Raw genomic sequence first — 21,157 nt, 5'->3', positions numbered from 1 at the left:
CGTATTATTAAAATTAAAATACTTGATTACACCCCCCCCCACTTGTATAATAATATTGTGAAAATTTAGGGGGAAAATAAATGAACTTTTCTGTATGTCCTCATGATACTGAAAAGGGACTTAAATTTTGGGAAGATTTTATTAAAAAGGTTGAAGAAAAAATTAATGAAAAGATAGATTTTAAACCTTTTAAATCCTTTGAGGAAGAAAAGGAATTACTTGATACTAAATTACATCACATTTACTATGCTAATTCTGAAATAGCTATACAACTCTACCAAAAAGGCTATAAACCCGTAGCAAGATTTAAAGGACAAAAAGATACCTTCTTTGTAATAGGAAGAGATGAATCAGTTTTTAATAAAAGTTATGTAAAGATTGCAACAGCTGTATCAAACCCTCCTGCATATGGCTTGTTAAACCATAATTTTGAAGAGGTAGAGGTAATTCTTACAAAAACTTGGCAGGAAGTTTTTGAACTTGTTAAGGAGGGTAAAGTTGATTTAGGAGTAATATATAATCAAACTTGGGAACAGATAGAAAATAAAGAAGGTGTTAAAATAATTAGTTCTACGATGCTTGAAACTTCTCACTTTTTTATGTCCCATCCTTCTGTTTACGATAAGGTAAAGCCTGTTTTATTGTCCTTTGATTTTTTAGAAGAAGCTACAGACGAAGATATTATAAGAACAATAGAAGTTTTCATTAGATTTAACATACTGGTAAAAAGATGGGAAGAACACGACATAGCAAAAGCTATATTAAACATAAATGATGTAGGAGTTGTTATTTATCAAGAAAAGATTGTTTACATTAACGATTATGTAACTAAGATTTCAGGATATTCAAAAGAGGAAATACTATCAAAATCTATTTTAGACTTTATCTGTGACAAAGATAGAGAAAAAGTAATTCCTATTGTAGAGAAAAGATTAAAAGGAGAAAGGTTTCAAACTTCACACAATGAAGTTAGGGTTGTAACTAAAAGTGGAAAAATTTTAATCTTGACTGTTTTCAGTAATACCATCCTGTACAAAGGGAAATACTCAGGATTTTTGATATTTTTTGATATTACAAAACAAAAAAAATACGAAAGACTTTATCATCTATTGAGAGAAGTTAACCAAGCTATTACACTTTCACTAACAGAAGAAGATATGTTTGAAAAAGTAAGTAAGGCTTTAGTTGAAAAAATAGGACTTAAATTTGTTTGGGTTGGCACCAAAGAAAGTGAAGATAATCCATACTTTAAAGTTTTGTATAAGTACGGAGAAGATAAAGGATACCTTGAGGAAGTCAAAATATCTTGGAGAGAAGATCTGCCAACCGGAAGAGGTCCTACTGGAACTGCATTTAGAACAGATAATATTTTTATAATATCAAACACCCAAACAGACCCAAGATTTATACCTTGGAGAGAGTACACAAAGGAAAGGAACTTTTTGTCTACAGCTGCTATTCCTTTAAAAGATGAAAGTGGAAAAGTTAAATACGTAATTAATATGTATTCTCCTGAGCCTGAGTTTTTTGACGAAGAACTTGTATCTGTTTTACAAGAGTTAAAACAAGATTTAGAGTTTGTAGTAAAAAGACTAAATGAAATCAGAAAAAATATAATAATATCAAAGGCTATTGAAAACTCTGATTCTTGGGTGTTGGTTACAGACGAAAACTTTAACATAACTTATGTTAACGATACAGTATGTAAATTAACTGGCTACTCAAGAGAAGAGCTTATAGGTAAAAATCAAAGAATTTTCAAATCAGAAATACAACCACGAGAGTTTTATGAAGAGTTGTACAAAACAATACTATCTGGAAAAACTTTTTCAGCTATATTTGTAAATAAGAAAAAGAACGGAGAGCTTTTCTATTTAAAAACAACAATATATCCAGTGGAAATACCACCAAATATAAAAAGGTATTTAGAAATAGGTACAGACATTACAAAAGAGGTTGAATTACAGCATCAAATATCAAAACTTGAAAACCACGATACTTTAACGAACTTAATGAACCTAAAAGGATTTTTCTTAATAGTATCAGAGAGGTTAAAAAGTTTAAAACTCGATGGAATTTTAGCTTTAATAGACATTAAAGATTTTACTTTTTTAAATAAAACTTACGGATTTGAAGTTGGAAATTTTGTGTTAAAACAAATAGCAAGTAGACTTAACCTTTCTTTTCCTGATGGGTTAATAGCAAGGGTTGCAGCTGATGAATTTGGAATTTTTATAGAGATAAACAAAGAAAGTGAGGCTATCCAGCTAAACCAATTTATTAATAAATTAAATCACATTTTCTCAGAGCCAATACTTTATGATGATAAAATAATTAACGTATCTTTTAATGCTGGTATAGCTTTAGCACCAAGAGACGGAGATAGTTTAGAATTACTGTATGAAAATGCTTCTACAGCTTTAGCTCATTCAAAATTACAAGGAGAAAACGTTGTAGTAATATTTAACAAAGAGATAGATGACAAAATTAAAAATATTTCTTTTGCAAAGCAGCTTATAGAAAGAGCATTAAACGAGAATTTATTTACCCTCTACTATCAACCATTTTTTAATACCAAGACTTTAAAGTTAGAAGGGTTTGAAGGGTTAGTTAGAATAAAGGACAAAGATGGAAAGATATACACTCCAAATATTTTTATAGATGTTCTTGAAAACAGTAAATACCTAATGGATTATGAAAAATGGCTTTTACAAGAGATAACTCAGAAAGCAAGAAAGTGGCATGTACCTATATCTTTTAATGCTTCAGCTAACAGTTTTAAAAACAAAGATTATATAAACTACCTTTCTTCTATAAACCCTAACCTTAATCTAATAATGGAAATTACAGAAAGAGTTTTGATGATAAATCCAGAAGACACAAAAGAATTACTCAGTAAAATTAAAAAAGAGACTGCCTTAAAAATAGCTGTTGATGATTTTGGAATAGAGTACTCCTCGTTAAAGTATATAAAAGATCTTCCTATAGATGAGATAAAGATAGATATATCCTTTACAAAAGAGATTGTAGACGATTTAAAGACGAGGTCTATAGTAAAAGCAATTATAACCCTTGCAAAAGAGTTAGGAGTTAAAACACTGGCAGAAGGGGTAGAGACAGAAGAACAGTTAAAGATACTAAGGGATTTAGGTTGTGATTATCTTCAAGGTTATCTTCTTGGTAAACCTATGCCTGAAGAAGAAGCTGAAAAACTTATAAGTAATCAAGGGTAAAAGCGTTTTCTATGTGAGTTATACTATCTTGAAAAATTGCAACAACGTCAAACCTAACGTTTTTACCAGTTAGATTGTATTTGTATAAAAACTGCTGAGCTGCTTTTACAATCTTTTTTATCTTTGTTTTATTTATACTTTCCTGTGGCAGTCCGAAATAACATTTAGATAAACTTCTGACTTCAACAAATACAACTGTATCATCTTTTAGAGCAACTATATCTATCTCACCAGACCTTGTGTAAAAGTTCCTCTGTAAAATGTTATAACCTTTACTCTTTAAAAACTCTACAGCTAAATCTTCGTTTTTCTTACCTTTTTCTCTTTTATTCAAACCTTTGGATTACCGCTTTTTCTCTGAGTTTTTTAAGGTACATATCGTATTCTCTTTTTAGCTTTTCCATATCCTTTTCTGTTAGATTTTCTTTTGGAATGAGTTTCTTTTCTTCTTTTTCAATGTATATAAAATAAGTCCCTTCTTTTGTATCTACTTGGAATATATCTCCTTCTTTCCTGCTAAACACTTCTTTATCCAACTCTTCTGCAAGATCTCCTTTTTTTACTTCTCCAAGTAGTCCTGCGTTTTCAGCTGTAAATTTATCGTCTGAGTATTTAGCTGCATACTCTGAAAAGTTATTTTTATTTAGTTTTTCTTTAAGTAGTTTTACCACACTTTCGTAATCAGGCCTGTCTTTTGAGATGTATATCATTCTAATTTTTTTAACATCTTCAACGCTTCCTTCTACAATTCCTTTTGTTATGTAGTCTCTTAGGTAAAAGTGTAGAAATTTATTACTTACTAAATCTCTTGTTATAAACTCTTTGAGTTTTGTATAGGATATACCATTTTTTTCAAGTTCTTTTTTAAATGTCTCTAAATCTTGGATGTTATTTGCTTTTGCTATTGATAAAAGTGCGTTGTCTACCTCCTTAGGAGAGACTGATATCCCTAACTTTCTTGCCTGCTGGGATAGTAGTATAGAGTCTATTATCTTCTCTTGAGCTTGTTTATCGTCTTTTATTTTATACCACTCTTTGGCAAACTCTACGTCTGATTTTAAGACTGGCTCTCCGTTAACTACTAAAACTATTTTGTCAAAAAGCTGATATCCTTCTAAATTTTCTGCTTTTACAAATCCTAAAACCGTTAAAACAAAGATAAAGATAAAACTAACTTTTTTCATACTTTTTCTTCCTTTTTTCTGCATAGTTTTCAATTATTTTTTGCTGGTTTCTTTCAATTGCAAGGGCTTTGTCTGGAACGTCTTTTGTGATAACAGACCCAGATCCTGTAATAGCCTCTTCTCCTATAACAACAGGAGCCACTAACATTGTATCACTACCTATAAATGCTCTGTCTTTTATCACTGTTTTATGCTTTTTAAATCCATCAAAGTTGCAGGTTATAGTGCCAGCTCCTATGTTTACCTCTTCTCCTATCTCTGCATCTCCTAAGTAGGATAGATGTCTTGCGTTTGTTTTTCTTCCTATTACAGAGTTTTTAACCTCAACAAAGTTTCCTATTACAGCTTCTTCTTTTATTACACTACCTCCTCTTATTCTGGCAAATGGTCCAATAACTGCGTTGTCCTGTATCTCAGAGTCTTCTATATAAGAGTTTGCAAGTATCTTTACATTTTTACCTATTTTAGAGTTTCTTATAATACAGTTTGGTTCTATAACAGTTCCTTCATCTATAAAAGTTTTTCCTTGAAGCACAACGTTTTGGTGTATCTCAACGTCTCTTGATAAATCTACGTCAAACTCTATCCATACAGACTGTGGGTTATGGAAGGTTGTACCATTTAAAGCCCAAAAAGTAATATACCTTTCTTTTAGTATATTTTCTACTCCTGCAAGCTGTAGCCTGTCATTTACTCCTAAAATCTCTGTGTAATCTGGAATTTCTAAAGCATATACATACTTTTCTTCTTGACGAAGTATCTCTATAACATCTGTAAGATAGTACTCCTGCTGTGCGTTTTTATTTTCAAGTTTTTCTAAAGCCTGTATCAAGTAAGGTGCGTAGAAAAAGTATATTCCTGAGTTTACTTCATTAATCTGTTTTTCTTGGTTATTTGCATCTTTTTCTTCAACTATCTTTATTACTCTGTGGTCTTTGTCTTTTATAATTCTTCCATAGCCGTAAGGACTGGGAACTCTGGCAGTTAAAACAACTCCGGCTATAGACTTGTTTCTATAACCTCTATAATTTGTAAGATCAGCTCCTTCGTATCTAATGAGGGCTTTAAGGTACTCTCCTGCGTTGTGAAGGGTTTCTCCTCTTATAAGTGGCGTATCTCCGTTTATTATTAATACGTATCCATCAAAGTCTTTAAAGTACTCTTTTGCAGTGTAAACAGCATGTCCTGTACCAAGCTGTTCTTCTTGGTACACAAACTCACAACCATCACAGTTTACAGCATTTATAACTTCATCTTTTTTATATCCTACAACGATAACAGTCTTTTGAGGCTTTATCCATCTAACTCCAAATAGAGTGTACCATAACATCGGTTTTCCTAATATATGGTGAATTACTTTAGGTTTTTCAGATTTAAATCGTGTACCTTTTCCAGCTGCCAGTACAACTGCAACCAACGGAAAATCTATCATAACTCACCTCCTAAAAACTTTTCTACACTGTCAAGTATTTTAAAGATTTTATCAGATTTTAACTTATAACTTCCTCTGTTTATAATAAGTTTTGCAGTAGATGGTCTTATCGTATCAATAACTACAAGTCCATTTTCTCTGAGAGTTGTTCCAGTTTCAACTATGTCTACTATAAACTTTGCAAGACCAACTAAAGGTGCAAGCTCAACAGAGCCATAAAGTTCAAATATTCTTACGTTTATTCCTTTGTCTGAAAAAAACTGAGCTGTTATTTTAGGATACTTTGTAGCAACATCTAAAGATACAGGGTTTGAAAAGTAAAAATCTCTGTCTTCTGGTTTTCCTGCAACTACTATGTTACAGTAGCCTATTTTTAGGTCTAACGGCTTGTACACGTCTGGCTGGGATTCTAACAAAACATCGTCCCCAGCTACACCTATGTCGGCTATACCATTTTCTACGTAGACTGGAACGTCCTTTGCTCTGACAACTAAAAATCTATACTCTTTAGACTCTAAAATAAGTTTTCTTGTGTTTTGATTTATATCTTCTGAGAGTATACCTGACTTTTTAAGGATATCTATAGTTTGGTCAAAAAGCCTTCCTTTAGGTAGTGCAAATGTTATTTTATCCAATATCTCACCTTCCGTTAGCAAATGGTATACTTATCCAAAGCTCGTCCCTATCGTTTTCTGACTTTATCTCAACTTCTATATTCCTTGAATCAAACTGAGGATACTTTGAAAATACAGCTACTAAATCGTCCTTTAGTATATCTGCAAAGTTAGGTGGCAGTCCTTTTCTCTCGTATGATAAAACCATCATTAATCTTTCTTTTGCTTTGTTTGCCGATGAGTTTCTCTTAAAAAAACTAAACATTGACATGATTTCCCCCTGAATTATCTTCCAAACAGTTTTGCAAAAAATCCCTTTTTCTCTTCAAGCTCTGTAAACGGAATATCTTGTCCTTCTATCCTTTTTGCTATGTTTATAATGGCTCTGGCAGCTGGGAGTTCTTCGTGTAGTACAATCGGCTCACCTTTATTTGTAAAGTCTACTAACTTCTCTTCATCTGGGACTATACCTATCTTTGGTATCTGGAGTATCTCTTCTATATCTTCAACAGACAACATCTCACCTTTTTTAACTTGATGAAGCCTTATCCTATTAATAACTAATCTTGGCTGATTTTTTTCCATAGATTCAAGTAAGCCTATTATTCTGTCAGCATCTCTTACAGAAGAAACCTCAGGGTTAACAACAACTATAGCCTCTTCAGCTGGAGCTGATGCTGTTTTAAAACCTCCTTCTATCCCTGCTGGAGAGTCTATAAAGATGTAATCAAACTCATCTTTCACAGATTCAACAATTTCCACCATCTGGTGAGGTTTTACTGCGTCTTTATCCTTTGTTTGAGCAGCTGGCAGAAGGTATAAGGGAAGACCTCTTTTATCCTTTACAAATGCTTTTTGTGGCGGAACTCTTCCTTCTACAACGTCAACTATATCGTAAACTATCCTATTTTCAAGTCCAAGTATCATATCAAGGTTTCTAAGTCCTATATCTGCATCAATGCAAAGGACTTTTTTACCCATTTTAGCCAGAGCTGTAGATACGTTAGCTGTTATTGTGGTTTTTCCAACCCCACCTTTTCCTGATGTAACAACGTAAACTTTTGCCATAGAACGCACCTCTACTTAATTTTTTCTATTACAATTTGATTGTTTTCAATGTATGCTTTTTCTGGCTGATTTACTTCTTCGTAGGAATCTGGAGACCTTGCTATATAACTTGCTATTCTAAGTTGCTGTGGCATTAGTTTTAATGCCATTATGATTGCCGTTTCATCACCGTTTGCCCCTGCGTGAACAACACCTCTTAAAGCTCCCATCACAATAATACTTCCAGAAGCAACGACGTAAGCATCTGGATTTACATCACCTAATATAAGAACATCTCCATCATACTCAACACTTTGACCACTTCTCAGGGTTTTATTTATGATTTTTAAAGATTTTTTCTCACTTACAGGTTTTGGAATGTTTTTACTGTCAGACTTTGTATTCTGGTATCCCAAAACTTTTGTGTTATGGCTTTTTAATATCTCTTCTATTTTTTTAGACTGGTCTTCGTTTAACTCTAACCCCATATAATCTAGAACGGCGTAAGAACCTTTAAAAACAGCAGAAGAAAGCTTTTTTTCAAGCTGGTTTATATTCTCTTCTATCGATAAACTCGGGTCTAACTTTATAAGTAGTGCTGGAACTGTTAAGCCTTTAATCTCAATTCCCATATGTTTTACCTTCTTGAAAATTTTATAAAATTATGCTTATCTATTCTACTGCAAAATTCATTTGGAGGTCAAAAATTATTAATGGGTGATAATTTTAATGATTATTTCGTCTACAAAGACGGAAAACTTTACTGTGAAGATGTAAATATCCAAAATCTTGCATCAAAGATAGGAACTCCTTTTTATATCTATAGTAAAAAAGCTATTATAGACAAAATTAATGAGTATAAAGAGGCCTTTAAAGACTATCCTACTTTAATATGCTACGCTTTAAAAGCAAACTCTAACCTCTCTATTTTAAAAATCTTTGAAGAACACGGTCTTGGAGCTGACATAGTATCAGGAGGAGAGTTATACAAAGCAAGAAAGGTTGGAATACCATCTAATAAAATCGTTTATGCAGGTGTAGGCAAAACAGATGTAGAGATTATATACGCTATAAATGAGAATATACTCTCTTTTAACGTAGAAAGTCAGATGGAGTTAGAGGTTATAAATGAGATAGCCAAAAGGCAAAACAAAAAGGCAAACATAAGTATAAGAATAAACCCAGATGTAGACCCTAAAACTCATCCTTACATATCAACAGGACTAAAGAAAAGCAAGTTTGGAATAGATATAGGCCAAGCTCTGGATGTGTACAAACAGGCAGTAAAGATGGAAAACTTAAATGTCGTTGGAATTCATTGTCATATTGGCTCTCAAATTATGGACGTTTCTGTTTATAAAGAAGCTGTAGAAAAAACGGTAGACCTTGTGTTTAAACTTAAAAAAGAAGGTATAGAGCTTCAATTTATTGATATTGGTGGTGGTTTAGGTGTAAAATATTATCCAGAGGATAATCCTCCTACTGCCTTTGATTTAGCAAATACGGTTTTACCAATTGTAAAACAAACAGGATTAAAACTGATAATAGAGCCGGGAAGGTCTTTAATAGCCCAAGCCGGAGCTCTGATTACAAAGGTTATCTTTACAAAAGATAAAAAAGATAAACACTTTGTGATAGTTGACTCTGGAATGAATGACCTTATAAGACCTTCCATATACAACGCATACCATCACATAATTACTGTAGAGGAAAAGCAAGAGAAAATGGTAGCTGATATAGTAGGACCTATATGTGAAACAGGAGATTTCTTTGGATTAGATAGAGAGATAGGAAAAGTAAATAGAGGAGACCTTTTAGCTATCCTTACAGCTGGAGCTTATGGAAGTAGTATGGCATCTAACTACAACGTAAGACCAAAAGCTATAGAAATCCTTGTAGACGGTGATAAGTTTAAGATAATAAAAGAAAGAGAAGATTACAGCTTTATAACAAAGTTAGAAGAGGAAGTTTTATGAGAGTATTAGTTGTAGGAAACGGTGGAAGAGAACATGCGTTAGTCTGGAAAGTAAAACAAAGTCCGTTAGTGAAAGAAGTATACTGTGCTTCTGGAAACGCTGGTATAGGTAAGATAGCTACAAGAGTGAACATATCTCCAACTGATATCTACAACCTTGTAAGGTTTGCAAAAGAAAAAAATATAGACCTTACAATAGTAGGACCAGAGCAACCTTTGTCAGAAGGTATTACAGATAGATTTGAAGCAGAAGGTCTTAAAATATTTGGACATAAAAAGGCAGCAGCTGTATTAGAAGCAAGTAAAGTATTTGCAAAAAACTTTATGAAAAAATACTCAGTCCCAACTGCAAAGTTTGAAAGTTTTGACAATGAAAAAGAAGCCATAGAGTTTATCAAATCTGTTGGAGCTCCAATAGTAATAAAAGCAGATGGTCTTGCAGCAGGAAAAGGTGTTGTAGTAGCAAAAACTGAAGAAGAAGCATTTCAAGCAGTAAAAGATATGTTTGCAGGAAAGTTTGGTCCTGCAAGTAAAAGAGTTGTAATAGAAGAATTTTTAGAAGGTGAGGAAGCTTCTTACATATGTTTTGTTAAAGATGATAAATTCCTGCCTATGCCTACTTCCCAAGACCACAAAAGAGCCTTTGACAACGATGAAGGACCAAACACTGGAGGAATGGGTGCTTACAGCCCTACTTCATTAATAACCCCACAGATAGAAAAAGAGATACAAGAAAGAATAATTCTGCCGACTTTAAAGGGTATGATAAATGAAGGAAGACCTATGTCTGGGTTTTTGTATGCCGGACTTATGATAGGTCCAAAAGGAATAAACGTTTTAGAGTTTAACGTAAGAATGGGAGACCCTGAAACTCAACCAATAATGAGAAGATTAAAATCAGACTTAGTAGAGCATATTCTACAGATTTTAGAAGGTGATATAGATAATGTAAAACCACAGTGGATAGAGGACTATGCAATAGGCGTAGTAATGGCATCAAAAGGATATCCGGACAGCTATCAAAAAGGATTTGAGATAACAGGTATAGATGAAGCTGAAAAAGACCCTGATGTAGTAGTATTTCACGCAGGAACAGAAGAAAAAGATGGGAAGGTAATTACAAACGGCGGAAGAGTCTTAACAGTTACAGCAACTGGAAAAGATATAAACCAAGCAAGAGAAAAAGTGTATGCAGCTGTAGAAAAAATACACTTTGAAGGTGCTTTCTATAGAAAAGATATAGGTTTTAGGGAAGTAAACAGATTTAAAAATAAAGCTTGACAGTTTACTAAGAGAAACCTATTAATTATTCATATAATACTAAACTTAAGGGGGTAGTTATTAATGAAGATAGGTGTTTTGTTGGCAGGTTGTGGAGTGTTTGACGGAGCTGAGATACACGAAGCAACACTTACACTCTACTTTTTAGATAAAGCAGGAGTAGAAACTTTAATAATGGCTCCAAACATAAAACAGAAGGACGTTATAAACCACCTTACTGGCGAGCCTATGAACGAGGAGAGAAATGTTTTAGTAGAAGCTGCAAGGATTGCAAGAGGAAATATAGTCGATATAGATCAAGTAAAAGCTGAAGATATAGACGGTCTTATAATGCCCGGTGGATACGGAGTAGCAAAAAACTTTTCTAACTTCTTAGAAAAAGGTGCAGAAGCTGACGTTATCCCACAGGTAAAAAGATTGTTAGTAGAACTATTCAAAGCAGGAAAACCAATCGGTGCCATATGTATATCTCCTGTAATAGTAGCTGCTGCACTAAGAGAAGCTAAGCCTACTGTAACAATAGGAACAGATGTAGATGTTGCAAAAACCATTGAAGCTATGGGAGCAAGACATTTAAGCTGTCCCGTAAATGAGATGGTTGTAGATGAAGAGAACAAGATAGTTACAACCCCTGCTTATATGCTTGGAAAAACAATTAAAGATGTTGCAGAAGGTATAGAAAAGCTGGTAAATGAAGTTATCAGACTTGCTAAAAAGTAATGAAAATCCTTACAAGTAAAGAAATATCACAGGTAGATAAAAGCACAATAGAAAAAACCGGCATTCCTTCCTTGGTACTTATGGAGAATGCCGGTAGGTCTTGTGTAGATATTATCTTAAAAGACTACCCCTTTGTTAAAAATGTATCGGTAGTTGCTGGAAAAGGAAATAACGGTGGAGATGGTATAGTTATTGCAAGGTATTTGCAAAAACTTGGGAAAAATGTAAAACTTTTTATTCTTGCCCAAAACGAAGAAAAGTTATCTCCTGACAATAAAAGTAATCTTAACATCTTTAAAAAATTTTCAAACCACTTTTACTTTATAACCCAGTCTGATTTAGGCTTTTTAGAAGAAAACTTAGTAACTACTGACTTAATTGTGGATGCAATATTTGGAACTGGATTTAAACCTCCAGTTGAAGGATACCTAAAAGATGTTATCCAGATAATAAACTCAACTGGAAAACCTGTCGTATCGGTAGATATACCATCTGGGATAAATGCAGACAGTCCTTTTTGTGATGTATCAGTAAAAGCAAATCTAACTATTACATTTGGATATCTAAAACCTTGTCATATACTTTATCCTGCAGCTGAAAACTGTGGAAAAGTCTATGTAGCCGATATAAGCCTTGATGATAGCTACGCTCCATCTTACAGACAACTCATAACCCCTTACAACGTCTTACTACCAAAAAGAGAAAAAACTGGGAATAAGTACACATTTGGACATGTTGCCCTAATAGGTGGAAGTGTAGGAAAGTCTGGAGCTGTTATTATGGCAAGTAAAGCTGCAACTGTATCAGGAAGTGGACTTACAACGGCGATTGTTCCACAGGATATAAACCCAGTATTAGAAACAAACCTGATAGAAGAAATGAGTATTCCTGTTAGTAGTCAAAATGGAACATTTTCAAAAGAATCAAAAGAAGAGATACTTGACATATTAAATAAAGGGAAGTTTTCTTCAGTAGTAGTTGGAATGGGAATGTCAGTTAATGAAAACACTATAGAACTAATAAAAGGATTACTGGCAATTGAAAAGCCTTTAGTGATAGATGCAGATGGTTTAAACAACCTTTCAAGAATTGAAAATTTTAAACAGCTATTAAAACAAAGAACATTTCCTACAGTGTTAACACCCCATACTGGTGAATTTTCAAGGTTAACAGGTTTAGATACTAAAACAATACTTCAAAACTTTGAAAGTATAGGACTAGATTTTTCAAAAGAAACAGGTAGCTACGTTATATTAAAGTTTTCCAGAATGGTTATTTTCACTCCTGAAGGAAAAATTTATTACTGTAATAAAGGAAATCCCGGAATGGCAACAGCCGGAACAGGTGATGTTTTGGCAGGAATAGTAGGAGCTCTTGTAAACAGGCTACCAGTAGAAGAGGCCTTAAAACTTTCTGTATTACTTCACTCAACAGCAGGAGACTTAGCAGCTGCAGAAAAAGGAGAAGAATCACTAAAAGCAACAGACTTAATAGAAAATATCCCCCACGCTTACAAAGAGATAGAACTCCAAAAGAAAGTAAAGAGAGACAGTTTGATAAGAAAGGTTGATTAAGAAGATTTTGAGGTAATCCAATGGAGTTTAAATTTGATAACATAGACCAAGAATTATACAATCTGATAAAACTTAAGGATAATGTTATAAATATCTCTAATTATCAGTTTATAGAACCTGTGGGTATGGCTATTCTAAAAGCCTTAGTTTTGAGTGAAAATGTAAACGTTGAAAATTATGGAAATACAAAAAGTTATATGGATACTTTATTCAATAAAGAATACGACTCTTCTAAAAGTTATATTCCAATAGAAAACGTAAGATATGGGAGCATAGATAAGAGTACAAAACATGTTACGAATTTACTATTAAAACATAAAGATTTTCAAAATTTATCAGCAGAAGATAGAAAGGACTTATATGACTATCTATATTACATGATATCAGAATTACTTAACAATGCTTTAAATCATTCCTTAAGCCATATAGGAGCTATTGTTGCAGGTCAGTATTTCCCAAATCTAAAGAAAATACAGTTATGTGTAGTAGATAAAGGAGTTGGATTTTTACATAACATTAAAAGAAAGTATAATGTTAGTTCTGAAAGTGAGGCTATATTAAAAGCTATTGAAAAAGGGGTATCTTGTCCTCCTCCTAAACTATATTCAAGCTCGGTTAATAATGCTGGTTATGGTCTTTTCGTTCTTACAGAAATAATAAAGCATACAAGAGGAAGATTAAAGATAATCTCTAATGATGGGATTGTTTATATTGATGAAAATAATGAAATACACTTAAAAGATAATATTTCCAGTGATTGGAAAGGAAGTATAGTTGTATTTGAACTATATGAGAAAAATATAAATTTTTCAAAAGACGAGTTCTTTAGGATATATATATATCAAGATAATGAAGATACGGAAGATATATTTATCTAAGCTGCTTTTTTACTGTAGGATATAACGAGTTGGATTATTAACTTCACAAAATCTGATGCATTTTTAATTTTTATATGTTCTCTAACAAAATCAAGACCTTTTTCCCTAATAAGAACACCTATAAATTCATCTACGAAACCTTGTGTAGTTAAATCAATCCCTTCAAAATCTATAACGACTATACTGCTTCTTGATAACTCTTCTTCAACTTTTTGCCTTAGTATTAAGCCATTTTCTCTTGAACCTAACATATCCTGATTAAAAATTTCTTTTACTTTTATAACTACCATTTTTCTCTCCAAATCTTAACATATTATTTAATATACAGAAGTTTGGATAAGTTTTCAATAAAAAATTACACTCAAGCTAGTATTAGTTCTAACAAGACAGTGGAGCCTATCTTATCTAAGTATTCATTTGCATTTCCACATTTTGGTGATAATATACAAGAAGGACATCCGGATATACATTTACAATTTTTTATATTTTTATAAGTAGCTTTGAGTATATCCTCTAGTCTTTCAAACCCAACCTCTCCGTATCCAATTCCTCCTTCAAAACCATCGTAAATGAATATAGTTGCTTTTTCTGTTTGGTTATGAAAGTTAGTTGACATACCACCTATATCCCATCTGTCATTCATAGCAAATATAGAGTATATACCTATCATTCCATGCTCTATTCCGTGTAGACTTCCAATAAAAATATCCCTTCCACCCTTTAAAGTATTTTCAAGGTCTTCTATAACATGTAAATCTTCTTTTTTTACTCCTTTTTTACTTTTTAAAAATTCTAAAGAGAGAGCTTCTTTTAAAGTTTTTATTGGTTCTTTAGACTCTTTTACAACTCCCTCAATTAGTTTATAAGAAACTTCATCTAATATCTTTTTTAATCTGTTTAAAATGAAACTTTCTTTCTCTTTTTTAGTCCTTTCAATTACTAGATTCTCATAGTAATCTTCTACTGTAAACCACATCCCTTTTGTTATAAAATTTCTCTCTATATACTCTTCAAACAGTATATCTTTTATTCTTTTATTTTCTTCAATATCTACTTTTGTGTAGCCTACTATACTTGACTTTACATTCAGCTCTCCATAGTAGATTTTAATATCTTTGAAAGTTCTTCCTTTTTCTATATTGAGAATGTCTATCTCTGTCTGTAATATAGGTGTTGTGTAGTAGTTTAAATACTGCTCTTCTACATAAATAACTTTTTCTGTATCATCTTTCTGTAAAACTTTGTAGGTTGACCCTCCGTGTAGGTAAACTGCATCTTGATACATCTCGTAAAATGCATACTCTTGATTTATATCTCCTATCTTTTTGTTTTGATTAACTTCAACAATATCGTAAGACTCTCCCGTTGAGCGAATGTTAAAATCTGTATTTACAGATTTATTTACGTAAAATTTACCGTTTTTAAAGATTAATTTTCTCTCTTCTAAGAGATCTCTAACAACTTCTTTTTCTTTATCTGTTAAATCTTTTAACTCTAATGGAATTTCCTTTGCTGCAACAAGGATATGTTTTTTTAAGATATACTTGTTATCAGGGTTTATAACTGGTTCTTCTACAGACCTGTTAAACAGTTCCTTTGGGTTTTTTACGTAATACTGGTCCAAGGCATCGTTTTTTGCAATGTAGTAGTTTATAGACTCTTTTTCCCTTCTTCCTGACCTTCCAAACCTTTGCCAGAGAGAAGCTAACGTTCCGGGAAATCCCTTTACGATTACACTGTCTATATTACCTATATCTATTCCCATCTCTAATGCACTTGTAGATATTAAAACTTTTAACTTTCCTGTAGCCATTTTATTTTCAATTTCTTGCCTTTCTTTTGAGTTATATCCAGACCTATAGGGACTTATTTTAGATACTAATTCTTCATGTCCTTCTTTTTCTAAGAATATTTTCATGTTTTTGTAAAAAAGTTCCACATCTTTTCTACTGTCTATAAAAACGATAGTAGATATATCGTTAATTAGATGTTCTTTTAAAAGGTGCATCAACTTTTCGTTAGAGGTTGGTTTTGAGATGTTTATAATTTTTTTAGGTGATGGAGCTCCAGACTTGTTTATCTCTATCACCTCTTTGTTTACAAACTTTTTAGCAAAATCTACAGGGTTTTTTATAGTAGCAGAGTTGCATATATATATAGGTAATTCCCCTGTGTAGTGCTTTACAATTCTGTTTAACCTTTTTATAACGTTGCTAACATGAGACCCTAAAACACCTTTGTAAGAGTGAAGCTCATCTATGACAACAAACTTTAAATCTTCAAAAAACTTTTCCCATGTGTAATGAAAAGGAAGTATCCCTTTACTTAACATGTCTGGTGTTGTTATTAGGAAGTTTGGAGGACTACTTTTTATTCTGTATCTTTCATCTTTATCTGTAGAGCCTGAGTAGTTTGCTACAGAAGTCTTTATTCCAGACCTTTGTATAAAACTTCTTATCTTACTCTCTTGGTCTCTTGCCAGTGCAACTAAAGGAAAAATAAGCAGAGCTTTTGTACTTGGATTTTTACATACTTGGTCTAATATAGATAAAGTGTATATCATAGATTTTCCTGAAGCTGTAGGAGTAGTTATAACTACATCCTTTCCTTCTAAAACTGCCTTTATACCTTCAACTTGATGGCTGTAAAGTTTTATAGAGTTATTTTTTAAAAACTCGTTTAACTTCTTACAATCAAACTTATAATCTCTATATACAGCTTCTTTTGGCTCTAAAACCTTTTTATAAACTATTTCCATAACTATATTTTATCATCATTGAAAATTTTGAAAACTTTAGTATATTAATATCAAATCAATTAATATCGGAGGTAATAAATATGATAGAGGTAGTAGTAAAATCAATAGCTATAGATTCTATAACAGGAAGTCCTATACTTCTTTTAGCTGATGTTAATAACCCTGAAGATATATACCCTATATGGATAGGTGTTGCAGAGGCAGAAGGAATAGTGGTTAATCAAAGCGGATTTGTCCCACCAAGACCATTAACCTACGACCTATTTAAAAATACAATAGAGTCTTTAGGTGGAACAGTAAAGTATGTATCTATAGTAAATATGGTAAACAATGCCTACATAGCAGAGTTAGTAATAGACCAAAATGGTAAAGAGATAGTTATAGATGCAAGACCAAGTGATGCTATTAATTTGGCATTAAGATTTAACGCACCAATATACCTTAACGAAGAAGTAGTTAAAAAAGTAAACGTTTCCCAATTTACACAACAGCAAAAAAAGGATGAAGAAAAAGAGGAAGACGAAATAAAGACAGTAGAAGAGTTAGCTCAGCAAACAGAAGTAAATAATTTAAATCTCCCAGATACAAAAGAAGTAGGTATAAAAGAAGAAGATTTAGAAAAATTTAGAGAGATGCTTGATAACATAAAACCAGAGGACTTTTTGATAAAATAATTTATGTGAAAGTTAAGATAGGTAGTACAACCTTAAGCTTAGTAGTAGGAGATATTACAGAGGCAGATACACAAGCTATTGTTAATGCTGCAAACTCTTCCTTAATGGGTGGCTTAGGAGTAGATGGAGCAATACACTCAAAAGGTGGTCCATCTATTTTAGAAGAGTGTAAAGAGATAAGAAAAACTTTATATCCCGATGGGCTTCCCACTGGGGAAGCTATTATAACCTCTGGCGGCAATCTAAAGGCAAAGTACGTAATCCATACTGTAGGACCGATATGTAGTGGTGTTATGACAGAAAAAGAAAAAAAACTACTATCAAATGCGTATAGAAACAGTTTGTCCATTGCAAAGAAGTATAACATTAAATCAATTTCCTTTCCATCTATAAGTACAGGTGCTTATAGATGCAATAAAAAAGAAGCTTCAAAAGTTGCTTTAAACACAGTAATAAATTTTATAAAAGAAAATCCAGACTGGTTTGAAGAAATACGTTTTGTTTTATTCACAGAAGATATTTACCAGATATACAAACAATCTCTTGAGGAAATTTTAAATGTCTCTAATTGATATAGCTATTGTATCAGTAATGCTATTCATAGTATCACTTTACGCATACGTAAGGTATAGAGAAGAAAAGCATAAAGAAGAAAAAATGTTAATACCTACTTTACAAAATTACAAACAAAAGTTTATAGAAGAAAAACAGCAATTTTTGGAAAAAAGCCAAAACTTAAAACAACAACTTGATGATTTAAGACAGCAGCTCCAAGACCTAAAAAAGAACCTATCTCTCTACCCTTGGACCCAGTCTCAGGTAGATTACTTAAAAACTATGAAAGGATCAGAATTTGAGTACTTTCTAACCCAAAGTTTTGAGATGCTCGGTTTTACAGTTATAGACCCTCCAATTTACAAAGACCATAACATAGATGTAATACTAAAGTACCAAGATGATACTAAAACAGAGTACTTTGCAGTAGATTTTATAGATTACACTCAAATAAAAAAGTTAGATGATAAATACATTGAAAACCTTTTAAAAGGAAAAGATAAGTACAGCTGCCATAAAGTACTCATAATAACTAACGGACAGCTTTTAGAAACTCAAAAAAAACTTCTTATAGATAAGGATGTAAACTTTTTTGAGACTGACCAGATAGTGAGTTTTATGCCATCTATAAACTTCTTTTTCAGGTACGACGAACTTAGGTCAAAGTATCACGCCTGTGAGATACTTCACAAAGAAACGTTTGATGAAGTGATAAGAAGAGAACACTGGCTAAATGAAGTAGAAGAAAAACTCTTACAAGCTATGGAAAAAACAAAGGCTTAAATATTAGAAATAATTTCTAAAAGTCTGTCAATCTCTTTATAACTGTTTTTATGACTTACAGTTATTCTAAGTCTTGAAGTACCTTTAGGAACTGTAGGTGGTCTGATGGCTTGAATAAATATGTTATTTTCTAACAGCTTATCTCTTATCTTTAAAGCCTTTTCTTCACTGCCTACTACATAAGATAAAATAGGTGTGTTATGAAAGTTAATCTCTATACCAACACTTTTTAAGCCATTGTATAGGTACTTAGCTTTCTCTAAAACATCTACTCTTCTGTAGTCTTCTTTTGATAACAGTTTAAAGTTTTCAAGGGATATAAAGTTTTGAATTGGAGATAAGCCAGTTGTGAAGATTATAGACCTCATTTTGTTAACTAAAAAATCAACAAGTAATTTACTTCCACAGATAAATGCACCGTAGCTCCCTACTGCCTTTGAAAGGGTTCCTACCTGAATTATGTTATCTTTAGGAGTAATACCAAAATGATTAAGTGTTCCCCTACCTTCTCCTGTTATTCCTGTTCCGTGTGCATCGTCTACGATTAAAACAGCATCGTATTTATCAGCTATCTCTACAATCTTATCAAGGGGTGCTATATCTCCCTCCATACTAAAAACACCATCTGTAATGATAAACTTTTTACCTTTCACATTTACAGCTTTTATCTTGTCTTCTAAGTCTTCTAAATCTAAATGTCTGTAAATCACCTTTTTTGCTTTTGATAATCTAATCCCATCTATAATGGAAGCATGGTTTAACTCATCGCTAAATATTACATCATCTTCGTTTGTAATTGCCTGTAGTAGTCCTACGTTTGCCATATAACCGCTTCCTACTACTACACAACTTTCTGTCTGTTTAAAGTTTGCTATAAAATCTTCTAATTCTTGCTGGACAGGATGATAACCAGACACTAAAACAGAAGCTCCACTTCCAAGGTCTAAATTGTCTATATTCTTTAATAACTTTTCTTTTGTTTTTTGATTATCCCTTAAACCTAAATAATCGTTTGAAGAGAAGTTTACTGTATCTTTTGATAAAACAATTCTTTGACGGTAAAGATTTTTTGATTTAATATCCTCTAAACTTTTTTTAAGAAAATCCTTAAATTCCATAAACAAACTTTCTAAAGTTATCTAAAAGTTTTAAGCCAGCTGTTTGACTTTTTTCAGGATGAAACTGAACTGCCCATATGTTATCTACTTCGACAGAAGAACAAAAATCAATTGCGTAATCTGTTGTAGTGGCAACAATACTTTTATCCTCGGGGTTTGCATAGTAAGAGTGAACAAAGTAGAAAAATTCACCTTCTTTTATCCCTTCAAACATTTTAGAGTTTTTTTTCTTGTGAATTTGGTTCCATCCCATATGGGGAATCTTTATAGGGAGTTTTTCATCAAATCTTACAACACTACCTTTTAAAATGCCAAGTCCTTCATGCTGTCCAAATTCGTATCCGTACTCAAACAGAATCTGTAGTCCTAAACATATGCCAAGGTAAGGTTTTCCTTGATTTATCAGATGAATTACTTTGTTTTTTAACCCCAATCTCTCAAGGTTATGGATAGCATCTCCAAAAGCTCCAACACCCGGAACTACAATAGCGTCAGCTTTATCTAAATCTTCTGGATTAGATGTTCTAAGTACATTAAAACCAACTTTTTCTAAGGCTTTTTCAACACTCCTTAAATTTCCCATACCGTAGTCAACAAGTGCTATCATCTACGCCTCTATGTTTGACTTTAACTCTTTTACCAAATTTTTAAGTCCTTCAAAATCTCTTTTACCTTGAAGTTTTACGACACTACTACCAACTATAACTCCATCTGCTATCTGAGATATAATCTTTGCATGTTCTCCCTTAGAGACTCCAAAACCAACAGCAATTTTTTTATCTGTTATTTTTCTTATTAAAGTTATTTTTTCTTTAAGTTCGTCCCAAGGAAGAGTATCCCTTTCTCCTGTTATTCCTGTTAATGAAACATAGTATATAAAATCATCACTCATTTTTGACACAAGTTTTATCCTTTCTTCGTTAGAAGTAGGTGCAAGTAAGAATATTAAAGATAATCCTTTACGGTTTGCTACTTTTTTTAAATTTCCTCCTTCTTCTGGTGGCAGGTCTGGAACTATAAAACCATCTATTCCACTTTCTTTTGCTCTATTGCAAAAGTTTTCTTCTCCAAATCTAAATATTGGGTTGTAGTAAGTCATTCCTATTAAAGGTACGTTTGGGTACTTTTCTTTAATGGTTTTAGTGATTTGAAATACTTTTTCAGGTGTGATACCGTCTTTTACGGCTTTTTCATGGGCTACTTGAATTGTTACGCCATCTGCAACAGGGTCAGAGAATGGAAATCCTACTTCAAGTATATCAGCTCCATTTTCTATTAAAGTAAATGCTGTTTTAATACTGTCTTCTACAGATGGGTATCCTGCCATAAAG

The 21,157-nt window shown here is 32.6% G+C and carries 21 protein-coding genes; 9 read left to right on the top strand and 12 right to left on the bottom strand.

From position 1 onward, the window contains the following. Positions 1 to 80 precede the first annotated feature (80 nt). Positions 81 to 3,233 carry an EAL domain-containing protein gene (locus tag SULAZ_RS01960; protein ID WP_012674172.1) on the top strand — a complete coding sequence of 1,051 codons (3,153 nt, stop codon included), beginning with the start codon at positions 81 to 83 and terminating at the stop codon, positions 3,231 to 3,233. On the opposite strand, the gene SULAZ_RS01955 is transcribed toward SULAZ_RS01960, so the two are convergent. The 7 genes from SULAZ_RS01955 to minC are packed head-to-tail and all read right to left on the bottom strand — an operon-like array spanning position 3,214 to position 8,142. Continuing rightward, positions 3,214 to 3,567, bottom strand: a complete 354-nt coding sequence (locus tag SULAZ_RS01955) for a YraN family protein (protein WP_012674563.1) — start codon at positions 3,565 to 3,567, stop codon at positions 3,214 to 3,216. The two genes, SULAZ_RS01960 and SULAZ_RS01955, sit on opposite strands and share 20 nt — an antisense overlap. Further along, positions 3,560 to 4,417: a peptidylprolyl isomerase gene (locus tag SULAZ_RS01950; protein ID WP_012675061.1), complete on the bottom strand. Its 858-nt coding sequence runs from the start codon at positions 4,415 to 4,417 to the stop codon at positions 3,560 to 3,562. The genes SULAZ_RS01955 and SULAZ_RS01950 overlap by 8 nt, the downstream gene beginning before the upstream one ends. After that, a complete protein-coding gene (gene glmU, locus SULAZ_RS01945) occupies positions 4,404 to 5,849 on the bottom strand; it encodes a bifunctional UDP-N-acetylglucosamine diphosphorylase/glucosamine-1-phosphate N-acetyltransferase GlmU (RefSeq protein WP_012673536.1) in 1,446 nt (481 codons plus the stop codon). The genes SULAZ_RS01950 and glmU overlap by 14 nt, the downstream gene beginning before the upstream one ends. Further along, positions 5,846 to 6,484 (bottom strand): ATP phosphoribosyltransferase, encoded by a 639-nt coding sequence (gene hisG / locus SULAZ_RS01940; RefSeq protein WP_012674398.1) that lies wholly within the window; start codon positions 6,482 to 6,484, stop codon positions 5,846 to 5,848. Before hisG ends, glmU begins: the two co-directional genes overlap by 4 nt. A gap of 4 nt (positions 6,485 to 6,488) precedes the next feature. Beyond that, the gene (minE, locus tag SULAZ_RS01935; RefSeq protein ID WP_012674725.1) at positions 6,489 to 6,734 is read right to left on the bottom strand and encodes a cell division topological specificity factor MinE; all 246 of its coding nucleotides are present in this window, start codon (positions 6,732 to 6,734) and stop codon (positions 6,489 to 6,491) included. A 14-nt stretch (positions 6,735 to 6,748) separates the two neighbouring features. Continuing rightward, on the bottom strand, positions 6,749 to 7,531 hold the full coding sequence (minD, locus tag SULAZ_RS01930; protein ID WP_012673510.1) for a septum site-determining protein MinD: 783 nt from the start codon (positions 7,529 to 7,531) through the stop codon (positions 6,749 to 6,751). A gap of 11 nt (positions 7,532 to 7,542) precedes the next feature. Beyond that, a complete protein-coding gene (gene minC / locus SULAZ_RS01925) occupies positions 7,543 to 8,142 on the bottom strand; it encodes a septum site-determining protein MinC (RefSeq protein WP_012674018.1) in 600 nt (199 codons plus the stop codon). 81 nt (positions 8,143 to 8,223) lie between these two features. On the opposite strand from minC, the gene lysA reads away from it, so the two are divergent. The 5 genes from lysA to SULAZ_RS01900 all read left to right on the top strand — a co-directional run bounded on the left by lysA (position 8,224) and on the right by SULAZ_RS01900 (position 13,938). Then, on the top strand, positions 8,224 to 9,486 hold the full coding sequence (gene lysA / locus SULAZ_RS01920) for a diaminopimelate decarboxylase (RefSeq protein ID WP_012673732.1): 1,263 nt from the start codon (positions 8,224 to 8,226) through the stop codon (positions 9,484 to 9,486). Further along, complete coding sequence (gene purD / locus SULAZ_RS01915; protein WP_012674931.1) at positions 9,483 to 10,766, top strand: phosphoribosylamine--glycine ligase; 1,284 nt, start codon at positions 9,483 to 9,485, stop codon at positions 10,764 to 10,766. The genes lysA and purD overlap by 4 nt, the downstream gene beginning before the upstream one ends. A 63-nt stretch (positions 10,767 to 10,829) precedes the next feature. After that, positions 10,830 to 11,486 (top strand): isoprenoid biosynthesis glyoxalase ElbB, encoded by a 657-nt coding sequence (elbB, locus tag SULAZ_RS01910; RefSeq protein ID WP_012674382.1) that lies wholly within the window; start codon positions 10,830 to 10,832, stop codon positions 11,484 to 11,486. Next, positions 11,486 to 13,060, top strand: a complete 1,575-nt coding sequence (locus SULAZ_RS01905) for a bifunctional ADP-dependent NAD(P)H-hydrate dehydratase/NAD(P)H-hydrate epimerase (protein ID WP_012674280.1) — start codon at positions 11,486 to 11,488, stop codon at positions 13,058 to 13,060. Before elbB ends, SULAZ_RS01905 begins: the two co-directional genes overlap by 1 nt. Before the next feature lie 20 nt (positions 13,061 to 13,080). Further along, positions 13,081 to 13,938 (top strand): ATP-binding protein, encoded by an 858-nt coding sequence (locus tag SULAZ_RS01900; RefSeq protein ID WP_012674264.1) that lies wholly within the window; start codon positions 13,081 to 13,083, stop codon positions 13,936 to 13,938. Here SULAZ_RS01900 and SULAZ_RS01895 read toward each other — a convergent pair. Both SULAZ_RS01895 and SULAZ_RS01890 read right to left on the bottom strand, forming a co-directional pair. Next, on the bottom strand, positions 13,935 to 14,228 hold the full coding sequence (locus tag SULAZ_RS01895) for an STAS-like domain-containing protein (protein ID WP_012673543.1): 294 nt from the start codon (positions 14,226 to 14,228) through the stop codon (positions 13,935 to 13,937). The genes SULAZ_RS01900 and SULAZ_RS01895 overlap by 4 nt on opposite strands. A 71-nt stretch (positions 14,229 to 14,299) precedes the next feature. Continuing rightward, positions 14,300 to 16,696: a DEAD/DEAH box helicase gene (locus tag SULAZ_RS01890; protein ID WP_012674826.1), complete on the bottom strand. Its 2,397-nt coding sequence runs from the start codon at positions 16,694 to 16,696 to the stop codon at positions 14,300 to 14,302. Between the two features lie 80 nt (positions 16,697 to 16,776). Between SULAZ_RS01890 and SULAZ_RS01885 the strand changes: the two genes are divergently transcribed. The 3 genes from SULAZ_RS01885 to SULAZ_RS01875 are packed head-to-tail and all read left to right on the top strand — an operon-like array spanning position 16,777 to position 18,708. Next, positions 16,777 to 17,370, top strand: a complete 594-nt coding sequence (locus SULAZ_RS01885) for a bifunctional nuclease family protein (RefSeq protein ID WP_012674036.1) — start codon at positions 16,777 to 16,779, stop codon at positions 17,368 to 17,370. Positions 17,371 to 17,375: 5 nt separating this feature from the next. Next, complete coding sequence (locus tag SULAZ_RS01880; protein ID WP_012674599.1) at positions 17,376 to 17,942, top strand: O-acetyl-ADP-ribose deacetylase; 567 nt, start codon at positions 17,376 to 17,378, stop codon at positions 17,940 to 17,942. Next, positions 17,929 to 18,708, top strand: a complete 780-nt coding sequence (locus tag SULAZ_RS01875; protein WP_012674354.1) for a restriction endonuclease — start codon at positions 17,929 to 17,931, stop codon at positions 18,706 to 18,708. The genes SULAZ_RS01880 and SULAZ_RS01875 overlap by 14 nt, the downstream gene beginning before the upstream one ends. On the opposite strand, the gene bioF is transcribed toward SULAZ_RS01875, so the two are convergent. The 3 genes from bioF to trpA are packed head-to-tail and all read right to left on the bottom strand — an operon-like array spanning position 18,705 to position 21,153. After that, positions 18,705 to 19,826: an 8-amino-7-oxononanoate synthase gene (bioF, locus tag SULAZ_RS01870; protein ID WP_012673836.1), complete on the bottom strand. Its 1,122-nt coding sequence runs from the start codon at positions 19,824 to 19,826 to the stop codon at positions 18,705 to 18,707. The two genes, SULAZ_RS01875 and bioF, sit on opposite strands and share 4 nt — an antisense overlap. Then, positions 19,816 to 20,433 carry an imidazole glycerol phosphate synthase subunit HisH gene (gene hisH / locus SULAZ_RS01865; protein WP_012673838.1) on the bottom strand — a complete coding sequence of 206 codons (618 nt, stop codon included), beginning with the start codon at positions 20,431 to 20,433 and terminating at the stop codon, positions 19,816 to 19,818. Before hisH ends, bioF begins: the two co-directional genes overlap by 11 nt. Continuing rightward, the gene (trpA, locus tag SULAZ_RS01860; protein WP_425476467.1) at positions 20,434 to 21,153 is read right to left on the bottom strand and encodes a tryptophan synthase subunit alpha; all 720 of its coding nucleotides are present in this window, start codon (positions 21,151 to 21,153) and stop codon (positions 20,434 to 20,436) included. Between the last annotated feature and the right edge of the window lie 4 nt (positions 21,154 to 21,157).

Origin of the sequence: Sulfurihydrogenibium azorense Az-Fu1 (genome assembly GCF_000021545.1) — a bacterium.
Taxonomy (GTDB): Bacteria; Aquificota; Aquificia; order Aquificales; family Hydrogenothermaceae; genus Sulfurihydrogenibium; species Sulfurihydrogenibium azorense.
This window is presented reverse-complemented; position numbering and strand designations above follow the sequence as displayed.